This is a genomic window from Alcanivorax sp. MD8A (genome assembly GCF_002888555.1).
GTDB lineage: Bacteria > Pseudomonadota > Gammaproteobacteria > Pseudomonadales > Alcanivoracaceae > Alcanivorax.
Map to the genome: position 1 here is coordinate 22,639 of NZ_AQOQ01000008.1, position 12,937 is coordinate 35,575.

General features: G+C 58.6%; 10 protein-coding genes. All 10 read left to right on the top strand.

Going from position 1 to position 12,937, the window contains the following annotated elements; translation table 11 throughout:
• Window positions 1-9: 9 nt before the first annotated feature.
• Window positions 10-510 carry an OmpH family outer membrane protein gene (locus tag A15D_RS05825; protein ID WP_102791165.1) on the top strand — a complete coding sequence of 167 codons (501 nt, stop codon included), beginning with the start codon at window positions 10-12 and terminating at the stop codon, window positions 508-510.
• Window positions 510-1,523 carry a UDP-3-O-(3-hydroxymyristoyl)glucosamine N-acyltransferase gene (lpxD, locus tag A15D_RS05830; protein ID WP_102791166.1) on the top strand — a complete coding sequence of 338 codons (1,014 nt, stop codon included), beginning with the start codon at window positions 510-512 and terminating at the stop codon, window positions 1,521-1,523. Before A15D_RS05825 ends, lpxD begins: the two co-directional genes overlap by 1 nt.
• Window positions 1,524-1,562: 39 nt before the next feature.
• Window positions 1,563-2,000 (top strand): 3-hydroxyacyl-ACP dehydratase FabZ, encoded by a 438-nt coding sequence (gene fabZ, locus A15D_RS05835; protein ID WP_102791237.1) that lies wholly within the window; start codon window positions 1,563-1,565, stop codon window positions 1,998-2,000.
• A gap of 92 nt (window positions 2,001-2,092) precedes the next feature.
• Window positions 2,093-2,860 (top strand): acyl-ACP--UDP-N-acetylglucosamine O-acyltransferase, encoded by a 768-nt coding sequence (gene lpxA, locus A15D_RS05840; protein ID WP_102791167.1) that lies wholly within the window; start codon window positions 2,093-2,095, stop codon window positions 2,858-2,860.
• A gap of 1 nt (window position 2,861) precedes the next feature.
• Window positions 2,862-4,019, top strand: a complete 1,158-nt coding sequence (gene lpxB / locus A15D_RS05845; RefSeq protein WP_102791168.1) for a lipid-A-disaccharide synthase — start codon at window positions 2,862-2,864, stop codon at window positions 4,017-4,019.
• Window positions 4,016-4,660, top strand: coding sequence for a ribonuclease HII (rnhB, locus tag A15D_RS05850; RefSeq protein WP_369825823.1), 645 nt, complete (start codon window positions 4,016-4,018; stop codon window positions 4,658-4,660). The genes lpxB and rnhB overlap by 4 nt, the downstream gene beginning before the upstream one ends.
• Window positions 4,657-8,175 carry a DNA polymerase III subunit alpha gene (gene dnaE, locus A15D_RS05855; protein ID WP_102791169.1) on the top strand — a complete coding sequence of 1,173 codons (3,519 nt, stop codon included), beginning with the start codon at window positions 4,657-4,659 and terminating at the stop codon, window positions 8,173-8,175. Before rnhB ends, dnaE begins: the two co-directional genes overlap by 4 nt.
• 277 nt (window positions 8,176-8,452) lie before the next feature.
• A complete protein-coding gene (locus tag A15D_RS05860; protein WP_102791170.1) occupies window positions 8,453-9,424 on the top strand; it encodes an acetyl-CoA carboxylase carboxyltransferase subunit alpha in 972 nt (323 codons plus the stop codon).
• 2 nt (window positions 9,425-9,426) lie between these two features.
• Entirely contained in the window at window positions 9,427-10,719 is a 1,293-nt protein-coding gene (gene tilS / locus A15D_RS05865; RefSeq protein ID WP_102791171.1) for a tRNA lysidine(34) synthetase TilS, read from the top strand.
• A gap of 125 nt (window positions 10,720-10,844) precedes the next feature.
• Entirely contained in the window at window positions 10,845-12,740 is a 1,896-nt protein-coding gene (locus A15D_RS05870) for an ATP-dependent DNA helicase RecQ (RefSeq protein WP_199175798.1), read from the top strand.
• Window positions 12,741-12,937: the final 197 nt, after the last annotated feature.

The window sequence follows — 12,937 nt, forward strand, 5'->3', positions numbered from 1 at the left end:
AGTTTAATAATGATGAAAAAATGCCTGATCGCTTTTGCCATGCTGCTACCCACTCTGGCGATTGCCGAAACCAGCATCGGTATTGTTTACCCGCTTAAAGCCTTGCAGGAAACGGCTCTGGTCAAGGAGCGCATGTCTGCCCTTGAGAGTGAGCTGGGTGCCGATGAAGAAAAGCTCAAGAAGCTTGGCAAGGAAGTGCAGGACCTGCGCAGCAAGCTGGAGAAGGAAGGCATGACCATGTCTGCTGACCAGCAGGAAGAGCTGCGCACCAAGGGCCAGCAGAAAATGATCGAGATCCAGTCCTTGCAGCGTAAGTTGCAGAGCCGTGCCCAGGCCACTGAGCGTGAAGTGATGGAAGAGATGGGGCCCAAGTTCCAGGAAGCCATTGAGCAGGTGGCCAAGAAGCAGAAGCTGGATCTGGTGCTGAATGCCCAGGCGGCAGTGTATGTCGGTGATGATGCGGTTGATGTGACCGACGCGGTTCGTGACCAACTGAACAAGATGAAATAATGCTGACTCTCGGCAAACTGGCTGAAGTACTGGGTGCCGAGCTGGTCGGAAATGCCGATCAGCCAGTGGATGGGCTGGGAACAATCCAGTCCGCCACGTCCACACAGCTGGCTTTTCTGGCGAACCCGCGTTACCGCAGTTTCATGGAGCAGACGGCTGCGGCGGCAGTGCTGATTACCGAAGATCAGAAAGCGTTCTGTCCGGTAGCAGCATTGATCGTCAAGGATCCTTACCTGTGTTTCGCCAAAGCCAGTGCCCTTTTTGACAACGCCCCAAATCCGGCCGCAGGCATTCATGGCTCTGCGGTGATTGATCCGTCTGCACGGGTGGATGCGTCCGCCAGCATTGGGCCCAACGTGGTCATCGATGCAGAGGTAACGATCGGGAAGGGGGCTATCGTGATGGCCAACACCGTTATTGGTGCCGGTTCCGTTATTGGCGAGCAGTGCCGAATCTGGCCAAATGTTACAATTTACCATGGTGTGACACTGGGTCCGCGCACTATCATACACGCCAATTGTGTACTTGGTGGCGACGGTTTCGGCTTTGCGTTCAATGGCGCTGGCTGGACCAAAATTCATCAGGTTGGCGGCGTGCGCATCGGTGCCGATGTGGAAATCGGCAGTGGTACCACGATCGATCGTGGCGCCATCGAGGATACCGTGATCGGTAATGGTGCGATTCTCGATAATCAGATTCAGGTCGCCCATAATGTGGTGATTGGCGAACATACCGCCCTGGCCGGCAAGGTAGGGATTGCCGGCTCATCGAAGATCGGCTCTTACTGCATGCTCGGTGGGGCTGTTGGCGTTTCTGGCCATATCGAAATTTGCGACAAGGTGCAGGTATTGGGCATGACGCTGGTGTCCAGTTCGATCACCCGGCCAGGCACCTATGGGTCTGCCTTGCCGGCAGATGAACAGACCCGTTATCGCAAGAATGTGGCCCGTTTCCGCAAGCTGGATGAACTTGCCCGCCGCGTACGCAAACTGGAACGCTTTAGCGACGATTAACGGCTGCCTAGGCAGCCTCTCTGTGTGGAACACATCATGATGATGGATATCCTTGAGGTCAGGGAATACCTGCCCCACCGTTACCCTTTTTTGCTGGTTGACCGGGTGCTGAATCTGGAGCCTGGCAAGCGCGTGGAAGCGATCAAGAATGTGACGATCAACGAGCCGTTCTTTAACGGGCACTTCCCCCATGAGCCGATCATGCCGGGTGTACTGATCATCGAGTCCATGGCTCAGGCCGCAGGTATCCTTGGCTTTGTCACGGAGAACAAGAAACCGGCGGATGGATTCAATTACCTGCTGGTAGGCACCGACAAGACGCGTTTCAAACGTCAGGTTCTGCCTGGTGACACCCTGCATCTGTTTGCCGAGCACGTTACGACCAAACGCAACATTCTGAAGTTTGTCTGCGAAGCCCAGGTGAATGGCAAGACGGTAGCCAGCACCGAAATGCTGGTTGCTGAACACCGTACCTGATCGCCGGTTCCTGCCGTTAAACTAACGGTCGGTTCGAGCCGCCCAGTAACGTATACTTGGCTGACTAACCCTCAAGAACAAGTGAAACCATAATGATTCATCCGACCGCGATTATTGATCCGGCCGCGGAGCTTGCAGAGGATGTGCAGGTCGGCCCGTATTCCATTATCGGCCCTGATGTCACCATCGGGGCCGGTACCGTTATTGCCTCCCATGTGGTGATCAAGGGACCGACCACCATTGGCAAGAACAACCACATCTTTCAGTTTGCTTCTGTCGGGGAAGATTGCCAGGACAAGAAATACAAGGGTGAGCCTACCCGCCTGGAAATCGGCGATGACAACATCATCCGTGAATCGGTGACGATCCACCGAGGCACCATTCAGGATAATTCCCTGACCAAAATCGGCAGCCGCAACCTGTTGATGGCGTATGTGCACGTGGCCCATGACTGCATCGTGGGCGACGATTGTATTTTTGCCAACAATGCTTCCATCGCGGGTCACGCCCAGGTGGGCAATGGCGTTATCCTCGGCGGCATGACGGGCGTGCACCAGTTCTGCAAGATCGGCTCTTACGCCATGACCTCTGGCTGTTCGCTGGTGCTCAAGGATATTCCTGCGTACATCATGGTGTCAGGCAACCCTGCCTCCGCCCGTAGCATGAATTTTGAAGGCATGAAGCGCCGTGGCTGGTCCAAAGAGGTGATCGCCACCCTGCGACAGGCGTACAAGTTGCTGTACCGTCAGGGGCTGACTCTGGAGCAGGCCCTGACCGAGCTGGAAGCGCTGCCATCTTCCAGTGAGCTGCAAATCCTGATCGATTCCCTCAAGGCTTCGGAACGCGGCATCACTCGCTGATATGGGCCAGCGCATGGATGCTCCGTTGATTGCCCTGATCGCCGGAGAGGCCTCCGGCGATATTCTGGGCGCTGGCCTGATGCAGTCCCTGCAGGCTCGTTATCCTGGTGCCCGCTTTATCGGTGTGGGTGGTCAGGAGATGGCGGCGGCAGGTCTCGACAGCCTGTTCCCCATGGAAAAGCTCTCGGTGATGGGTATCACCGAGGTGCTCTCCCACCTTCCCGAGCTGCTCCGTCTGCGCAAGCAGCTGGTCAGATTTCTGCTGCGCGAAAAGCCTGATGTGGTCATTGGGATTGATTCCCCTGACTTTACCTTACCCATTGCCCGGCGCCTGCATGACCGGGGGCTCAAGACGGTTCACTATGTGAGCCCTTCGGTTTGGGCCTGGCGGCAAGGCCGCATCAAGGGCATTAAAAAGAGTATCGACCTGATGCTCTGTCTGCTGCCATTTGAAGCGCGTTTCTACGAAGAACACCAGGTGCCTGTGGCATTTGTAGGGCACCCCTTGGCGGATCGAGTACCACTGGAAACCGACTCTGCGGCGGCTCGTCGTCAACTCGGCCTGGAGGCGGATGCGACCACGGTGGCAGTGCTGCCCGGCAGCCGGGGCGGAGAAGTCGGTCAGCTGATGCCTGCATTCCTCGACGCCATGGTGGTGCTGAATCGTCAGAGACCGGCGCTGCAATTTGTAGTGCCCGCAGCCAATGCGGCGCGCAGGGAACAGATCGAAGCGTTGCTTGCTGGCCATCCCGGGTTACCGGCCACAGTGATTGATGGCGAGAGCCGAACGGTGATGGCCGCGGCGGATGTGATCCTGATGGCATCCGGGACGGCAACCCTGGAAGGCTTGCTTGTCGGCAAACCCATGGTCGTGGGGTATCGGGTTGGAGCGGTAACTTTTGCCATTGCCAGCCGACTGGTGAAAAGCGAATTTGTGTCGCTGCCAAACCTGCTGTGCCGTGAAGAGATGGTCCCGGAACTGATACAGGACGGGTTGACCACGGATGCCATCGTGGCGTCGGTTGAACACTGGCTGGATAATCCTGACAAGGCGAGGGCGCTGATATCGCGCTTCCAGGCGGTTCATCAGCAATTACGTGGTGGGGCCAGTGAAAAGGCGGCCAAGGCCGTTAGCGCCTTGCTGGAGCGTACGCCGTGAACCCCTTTGCTGAATACGCACAGGATGACCCTTTTATCCCATCGCGTTTCCAATGGCAGCCGGGAATGCGGGTCGCGGGTGTCGATGAAGTCGGCAGGGGGCCACTGGTTGGTGCGGTGGTGACCGCGGCGGTCATTCTGGATCCCGCCCAGCCCATTCAGGGTCTGGCGGATTCAAAAAAACTGACTGAAAAGAAGCGCTTGCAGCTGGAATCTGAGATCAAATCGAAGGCGCTGTGTTGGGCGTTGGGGCGAGCTGAACCGGCAGAAATTGATCAGATCAATATCCTGCATGCCACCATGCTGGCCATGCAACGGGCCGTGGCGGCGCTCCCCCTTGACGTCGGCGCAGTGCTGGTGGACGGTAACCGGGTTCCGGATTTCGGCTGCCCGGCGGAGGCAGTGGTAAGAGGGGATGGGCGTGTCCCTGCGATTTCAGCCGCGTCCATTCTGGCCAAGGTGGCCCGGGACCGGGAGATGCAGCAACTCCACGAACAGTATCCCCAGTACGGATTCGATCGCCACAAGGGTTACCCCACCAAGGTGCACCTTGCCGCCCTGAACGAACATGGCGCCCTGGCCGAGCATCGACGCTCCTTTGGCCCGGTGTCTGCCGCTATTGCACAAGGGAAGTTGTTTTGAGCGAACCGCGTTTTGTCCATTTGCGCCTGCACACCGATTATTCCCTGCTGGATGGGGTGGTGCGCGTCAAGGAGTTGATCAAGGCCTGTGGTAGCCAGTCCATGCCGGCTGTGGCAGTGACGGATGATTCCAACCTGTTTGCGTTGATCAAATTCTACAAGGCAGCCATGGGAGCCGGTGTCAAACCGATCATGGGGGCGGATCTGTGGGTTGAGAGCACCCATCTTGAAGAGCCCGCCTACCTGTCCTTTCTTGCCCTGAACGAAGCGGGATACCAGAACCTGACCTTGCTGATCAGTCGCGCCTGGCAGACCAACCAGGATCGGGGACGAGCCCTGGTCAAGGCGGAGTGGCTGGCCGAGCTCAGCGAAGGCCTGATTGTTCTTTCTGCTGCCAGTCAGGGCGAAATCGGCCAGTTGCTGCTGGCAGAGAAAAATGATCTTGCTGCCCAGCAGGCCAGCTGGCTGGCGTCCCTGTTTGGTGACCGTTTTTATCTGGAGGTTCAGCGAACCTCCCGCCCTGGTGATGAAGACTGTCTCCATGCCACGGTAGCGCTGGCCGGCCAGCTGGGGATTCCCGTAGTGGCCACCAACGATGTGCGGTTTATCCGCCGTGAGGATTTCGAGGCTCATGAAGCCCGGGTCTGTATCCACGATGGCAATACTCTTGATGACCCACGCAGACCGAAGAAGTATTCGGAAGAGCAGTACCTGAAATCCGAAGAGGAAATGCTGGCGTTGTTCTCGGACTTGCCCGAGGCACTGGAAAACTCCGTAGAGATTGCCCGGCGTTGTACCCTCGATATCCGCTTGGGCGAAAACTTCCTGCCGGACTTTCCGATTCCTGATGGCATGACCATCGAGCAGTACTTCGAGCAGGTGTCCCGGGAAGGGCTCGAAGCGCGCTTGAAGGTGCTGCTGGATGAGACTGATCCGGAATATGCCAGCAAGCGCAAGGAATACGATGACCGCCTCAAGTTCGAGCTGGATATCATCAATCAGATGGGGTTTCCGGGTTACTTCCTCATCGTTGCCGACTTTATCCAGTGGGGTAAGGACAACGAAGTCCCGGTCGGGCCTGGGCGGGGCTCCGGTGCGGGCTCGCTGGTGGCCTATGCCCTGAATATTACCGATCTCGATCCCATTGGTTACGACCTGCTCTTCGAACGATTCCTGAACCCGGAACGGGTCTCCATGCCTGACTTCGATGTGGATTTCTGCATGGAGAAGCGGGATCGGGTCATCAATTACGTGGCCGACAAATACGGCCGTGATGCGGTGAGCCAGATCATTACCTTTGGCACCATGGCAGCCAAGGCGGTGGTGCGCGATGTGGCACGGGTACAAGGCAAGCCCTACGGCCTTGCGGACCGGCTCTCCAAGATGATCCCCGGCATTCCGGGCATGACCCTGGCCAAGGCGCTGGAACAGGAAGAAACCCTGCGGGAGTTTCTCGAAAGCGATGAGAATTCCGATAAGGACTCTGCCAACGAAATCTGGGAGATGGCCCGTAAGCTGGAAGGGCTGACCCGTAACGTGGGCAAGCATGCGGGGGGCGTGGTGATTGCCCCCGGCAAGCTCACTGACTTCGCACCGTTGTACTGTGAAGAAGATGGCACCAATCTGGTGACCCAGTACGACAAGGATGATGTGGAAGCGGCCGGGCTGGTGAAGTTCGACTTCCTGGGTCTGAAGACCCTGACGATCATCGACTGGGCCGTGAAGGCCGCCAATGTGAAGCGTCAGCGGGAAGGGCAGGACGATCTGGTCATCGATCATATCCCGCTGGACGATAGTGGCAGCTTTGACCTGCTCAAGCGTGGTGATACCACGGCGGTCTTCCAGCTTGAAAGTCAGGGTATGAAAGAGCTGATCAAGAAGCTCAAGCCTGACGTATTTGAAGACATTATCGCTCTGGTGGCCCTGTATCGACCGGGCCCACTGGAATCGGGGATGGTGGACAACTTTGTTAACCGTAAGCATGGCCGTGAGCCGTTGGCTTACCCGGACCCTCAATACCAACACGAGTGGCTTGAGCCGATCCTGAAACCCTCCTACGGGGTGATCCTGTATCAGGAGCAGGTGATGCAGATTGCCCAGGTGCTGGCCGGCTATACCCTCGGGGGCGCCGACATGCTGCGCCGCGCCATGGGCAAGAAGAAACCGGAAGAGATGGCCAAACAGCGGGCCATTTTCGAGGAAGGGGCCAAAGGGCAGGGTGTGGACCCGACCCTGGCGATGAAGATCTTCGATCTGGTGGAAAAATTCGCCGGCTACGGTTTTAACAAATCCCACTCGGCGGCCTATGCGTTGGTGGCCTACCAGACGGCCTGGCTGAAGGTGCACTATCCTGCGGAATTCATGGCCGCCACCATCTCTGCGGATATGCAGAACACCGACAAGGTGGTGACCTTCATCGATGAGTGTAAGACCATGGGGCTCAAGGTGTTGCCGCCGGATGTGAACTCCTGTGGTTACCGCTTCACGGTGAACCCGGAGGGCGACATCGTGTATGGCCTTGGTGCCATCAAGGGCTTGGGTGAAGGCCCTATTGATGCCATCGTTGCCGCACGGGATGACGGTAAGGGGGAATTCAGGGACCTGTTCGATTTCTGCCGTCGTATCGACCTGAAGAAAATCAATCGCCGCTCGCTGGAGGCCATGGTGCGTGCCGGTGTGCTGGACAAACTGGGCCCTTCGTCAGCGGAAGACGGCGACAGCTTCCATGATCGTGCGTCCATCCTTGCCACTCTGCCAGATGCGATTGCTGCGGCAGATCAGGACGCGCGCAATGAAGCGGCCGGGATGATCGACATGTTTGGGGCGGTGGACGAAAGCCCGGCTACCGCAGTCGAGTGGAAGCTGGCCCGCAACTGGAACGATGACACCCGACTCAACGGCGAGCGAGATACCCTGGGACTGTTACTGACAGGCCACCCCATCGATCAGTACGAAACGGAAGTGCGGCAGTTTGTCTCTGCGCGTCTGAATTCGTTGCAGCCTACGGCCAAAGGCGAGGCGGCCATGGTTGCCGGCCTGGTGGTCGCATTAAGGATTACCCGCAGCAAGCGCAGCGGCGAGCGGATGGCTTTCGTCACGCTGGATGATAAAACCGGGCGGGTAGAGGTCTCTGTCTTTGGCAAGACCTTTGCTCAATTTGGCGATCTTGTGCAGAAAGATGCCCTGCTGATTTTCAAGGGCGGGGTACGCAGCGATGAATACACCGGCGGCTTCAATCTGGTTGCTGACGAAGTCATGGATATGCGTCAGGCCCGGGAAGCGTTTGCCCGCCGCCTGCGCGTGGCGGTACCGGTAACAGAGGAAACCCCCAACCGGCTGCAGCAAACCCTGTCTCCGTATCAGGGGGGCAGCACCCCGGTCCTGCTGGATCTGGACCATCCGGTGGCGGCGGCCAGTTTCTGGCTGGGTGATGATTGGAAAATCAGCCCCCATGATTCCCTGGTAGAAGAGCTGCGGCTGCAATTCGGGGATCAGGCGGTTCGGGTGGAGTATTGAGGGGCTCGCCACACTTCACGCGACAACGAAGGACTAATCACCGAACAATGCCTGAGAGGGCATGGTGACCTCATGACTCCTGGGGGCACTGAGGGCGAAGAAAGCGGATATTGTCCGTGTTGCATGCTGCTTCTCCTGTTGAAACAGTTTGCAACCTTCGTCCCGCGACCACGTCTCGACCTTTTTGGCCGGTTGCCGCTACACTTGTGCAGGCTGAAAGGTGTCGGAGCCAGGGAAACAGGCTGCGGCAGTACCCATTTATGATACAGGCTCGACTATGAACCCGAATTTCCTCGAATTTGAACAACCTATCGCAGACCTGGAAGCGAAAATCGAGGAATTGCGGCTGGTGGGCAGCGGCAGTGAGGTCAACATCTCTGAAGAGGTGGCCAAACTCCAGGAAAAGAGCATCACGCTGACGGAATCCATTTTCCGCAACTTGTCGTCCTGGCAGATTTCACAGATCTCCCGTCATCCCCGCCGTCCCTACATGCTCGATTACGTCAAGCGGGTGTTTGGCGAATTTGATGAGCTGCATGGCGACCGGGCCTTCGCGGACGATCCGGCGATCGTGGGCGGCATCACGCGTCTGAATGATCAGCCCGTCATGGTGATCGGTCACCAGAAAGGGCGCGAGGTAAAGGAAAAGGTCCGCCGTAACTTTGGCATGCCCAAGCCGGAGGGTTACCGCAAGGCCCTGCGGCTGATGGAAATGGCCGAGCGTTTCCGCATGCCGATCCTGACGTTCATTGATACCCCGGGTGCGTTCCCGGGGATTGATGCCGAAGAGCGCGGCCAGTCCGAAGCCATTGCCCGTAACCTGCGAGTCATGTCGCAGCTGAAAACCCCGATTATTGCCACGGTGATTGGTGAGGGGGGCTCCGGTGGTGCGCTGGCCATTGGCGTCTGCGACCATCTGCAGATGCTGGAATTCTCTACCTATTCGGTGATTTCGCCGGAAGGTTGTGCCTCTATCCTGTGGCGCAGCGCCGACAAGGCTCCGGAAGCGGCGGAAGCCATGGGCCTGACTGCTGGGCGACTGCACGAGCTGGGCATTGTGGATGAAGTGATCAAGGAACCGTTGGGCGGTGCCCACCGCGATCACGACATGGCTGCCGAAAGCATTCGCAAGTCACTGGTGCGCCAGCTGGAAACCCTGGGCAGCATGGACACGGATGCGCTGGTCGAGCGCCGCTATGATCGCCTGATGAGCTACGGTAATTTCACCAGTGAGTCCGCTGACGAATAATCATGAATGACCAGGCCGCGTTCTGCCGTCATTTGGCAGAGCAGGCACCTCCCGGGCCTTTGCTGCTGGCTCTCAGCGGCGGGCTCGATTCCTCCCTTCTTCTTCATCTTCTGGTCCAGGCCGGGCTTGCCCCGCGTCTGGCGGTAGTGCATGTCGACCACCAGTTACAGGACCAAAGTGGCGATTGGGCCCGATTCTGCCAACGGCAGGTCGAGGAGTACGGCGTTCCCTTTGCGCTCGCCCAGGTTTGTGTCGACCCCGCAGAAGGACTGGAGGCCGGGGCGCGAGATGCCCGTTACGGGGCGCTGTTGCCGATGGCCTCGGCGCGGCAGGCGACGTTGGTCACTGCTCATCATCGTGATGATCAGGCAGAGACCCTGCTGTTCCGATTGCTGCGAGGAGCCGGGGTGCAGGGCCTCTCTGCCATGCGGGAGCGAAGCGGGCGAGAGGGCGTGCCCCTGTGGCGCCCCTTGCTGGCCATCGGTCGCCCGACACTGGAGAGCTGGGCTGAAGAGAGTGGCATTCAGTGGCAGGAGGATCCCAGTAATGGTGATCAACACCATCGACGCAATTACCTGCGACACCGTATCGTGCCCGCGTTACGTGAACGCTGGCCCGGGGCGGATGCCACCCTGTCACGCACGGCTGAACACATGGCTGAAGCGGCAGAACTCCTGGAAGAAGTGGCAAAAGCGGATGCTGTGGAGGCGGGCGTACAGGGCGCAGTTTTTCCCCTGGAAGGGCTGGCGGCGCTGACAACAGCGCGACAGCGTAACCTGTTGCGCTGGTGGTTGGTCGGCCTGGGCGCTGGCGCTCCCAGTGCGGCGGTGCTGGAACAAATACGGCTATTGCAGGCCGCGCTGGAGGATAGTCAGGGCAAGGTAGAATGGGGTGACAACGCCTTGCGGCTATATCGTGGTGCCTTGTATTTCGGGCATCGCTCTCACTTTGCGCCCTGGCAGGGTGAGGCGGTCTGGCACGAGGGGGCACTGCCGCCGGATATCCCCAACTGGCAGTGGTCGAAAGAACAGAGCCATCACGCCATTGCCGTACTGCGCCCGCCAGGCGATCTGACGGTTCAGCCACTCTTGGGGGCGATGACATTGCGCCGCAACGGCATGCATCAACAGATCAAGGAGCTGTGGAGAGCGGCTGGTGTACCGCCATGGCAACGGCGCCAATGGCCTTTGCTGTGCCGTGACGGGGCGGTCTTGAGCGTGCCGGGCTGCGGCCTGGCTGATGGTCTGTCTGTTGAGCAGGCGCAGCGGTGGTTTCTGACTCCGGCGACCCCCTGAGTCCTGGGGCCTACAACTCCGATCTGCTTTGGCTGACACCCTCTCGAGCGCTGTGCGTATCGCATCCGATGGAGTGTCCTGCCACACTCTGTTGCTCAATTCTGGCGCCTTCCATGGATATAACGATGCATGACCCCCAATCGCTGTTGCAGCGCCCCTTTGGTCTTCAGGCCTTTCGCCCCGGACAGCAGGAGGTGATTCAGGCATTGCTCGCGGGCCGGTCTGCGCTGGCGGTATTTCCCACCGGGGGCGGCAAGAGTCTCTGTTACCAGTTACCCGCCCTGATGCTGGAGGGCGTGACTCTGGTGGTGTCGCCGCTGATCGCGCTGATGAAAGATCAGGTGGATCAACTCAATGCTCTGGGTATTGCTGCGGCGCGGCTGGATTCCAGTGTCGATGCGGAACAGTTACAGGCGATTTATCAGGGGTTGGAGAGCGGCGATATCAAGCTTTTATATGTGGCACCAGAGCGACTCGCCAACGAGCGTTTTCTGGCCCGGCTGCGCAGCATGAATATCAGCATGATGGCGGTGGATGAAGCCCATTGCGTGTCGGAATGGGGGCATAACTTTCGGCCGGACTACCTGAAGCTGGCGCAGCTGGCGACGACGCTTCAGGTGGGGAGGGTGCTGGCCCTGACTGCCACTGCGACCCCTCAGGTGGCAGAGCAGATTCGAGACAGCTTTGCCATCGCGCCAGAAGATCATGTCCAGACCGGGTTCTTTCGCTCCAATCTCTTACTCGAGTTGAGGCCGACGCCTGCTGCTGATCGAGACAAGGCTCTACTCGATGCACTGAGGGCACGGGGGGAGGAGCCTTCCATTGTTTATGTGACCTTGCAGAAAACCGCCGAGAAGGTGGCAGCGTTTCTGGAGAGTCAGGGGCTGGTGGCAAAAGCGTATCATGCCGGGCTAAAAGATGAGGACCGCCATGGGGTGCAGGAAGCTTTCATGGCGGGGGCCCTCAATATCGTTGTGGCAACGATTGCGTTCGGGATGGGCATCGACAAGGCCGATATCCGGGGTATCTATCACTACAACCTGCCCAAGTCGCTGGAAAACTATATGCAGGAAATTGGCCGGGCTGGCCGTGATGGCAAGCCTTCGCGATGCCTGCTGCTGGCCAGCTCCGACGACCTGACGGTGCTGGAAAATTTCAGTTATGGCGATACCCCTGACCCGCAGGCTCTGGATGGGCTGATTCGTTGGCTGCTGCAACAACCCGACCGTTTTGATTTGTCTGTGCATGAGCTGTCTTGGCAATTCGATGTGCGCCCGCTGGTGATCAATACCTTGCTGACCTATCTGGAGCTTGAGGGTGTGATTCGGGCAACGGCGCCGTTTTACACGGAATACAAGGTGGGCTTTCAGGTGCCCCAGGATCAGATTTTGGCGAGTTTCAATGAACAGCGAGCGACTTTTCTTGAGCAGCTATTTGCCACTGGAAAACAGGGGCGAACCTGGTTAACGCTGACGCCCGCAGATGCATCCCGGCGTCTGGCGGCTGATCGCACGCGTATTCTCAACGCGCTGGGGTATCTGGAGCAGCAAGGAATGGTTGAGCTGCGGGTTGCCGGTGTGCGTCAGGGTTACCGCATGATGGACAAACCTGCATCACCGGATGCCCTGGTCGCCCGTATGAATAGTCAATTTGTATCGAGAGAAGAGCGGGATATCCAACGGCTGCACCGGGTTTGTCAGTGGGTCTCGGGTTCAGGGTGCTACCAGCAATCCCTGGTCCGTTACTTCGGTGAGGCGTTGGCGGCGCCCTGTGGACAATGTAGCGGGTGTCAGGGCCTGGCAGTGATGTTGCCCAAGCGGCTTCCCGGACAGCCAGACGGCAGCGTGATACAGGCGCTGCAGGCCGAAGGCCATGAGGCGCTGCGTTCTGCACGCCAGCAGGCCCGTTTCCTGTGTGGTATTACCAGCCCCCGCGCCAGTCGTGCCCGGTTGGCGCGGCATCCTGCCTTTGGGGCCCTGGTGGATACGCCTTTCTCCGAGGTGTTGGAGCGCTGCGGCTGACCCCGCTGCGGCCTGAGTTTCGGGCTGCTGGCCGGCTGGTATCCTGGGTGGGAGGATTTATTGTCCCGTCAGGCAGATTCCTGATTGAGGCCGCAGGGCGGTTCTGTTAATATTTTCTCCCGTCCTGATGTAGCGCAAGCCCCTGAATTTTCAGGTGTTCATTCACCATTTGCGTCGCTGGCCAATCCGTACCAAGA

Bases quoted from the DNA above. Each gene is read 5' to 3' on its own strand.
- A15D_RS05825 (WP_102791165.1), top strand. From the start codon at position 10: ATGATGAAAAAATGCCTGATCGCTTTTGCCATGCTGCTACCCACTCTG.
- lpxD (WP_102791166.1), top strand. From the start codon at position 510: ATGCTGACTCTCGGCAAACTGGCTGAAGTACTGGGTGCCGAGCTGGTC.
- fabZ (WP_102791237.1), top strand. From the start codon at position 1,563: ATGATGGATATCCTTGAGGTCAGGGAATACCTGCCCCACCGTTACCCT.
- lpxA (WP_102791167.1), top strand. From the start codon at position 2,093: ATGATTCATCCGACCGCGATTATTGATCCGGCCGCGGAGCTTGCAGAG.
- lpxB (WP_102791168.1), top strand. From the start codon at position 2,862: ATGGGCCAGCGCATGGATGCTCCGTTGATTGCCCTGATCGCCGGAGAG.
- A15D_RS05860 (WP_102791170.1), top strand. From the start codon at position 8,453: ATGAACCCGAATTTCCTCGAATTTGAACAACCTATCGCAGACCTGGAA.
- tilS (WP_102791171.1), top strand. From the start codon at position 9,427: ATGAATGACCAGGCCGCGTTCTGCCGTCATTTGGCAGAGCAGGCACCT.
- A15D_RS05870 (WP_199175798.1), top strand. From the start codon at position 10,845: ATGCATGACCCCCAATCGCTGTTGCAGCGCCCCTTTGGTCTTCAGGCC.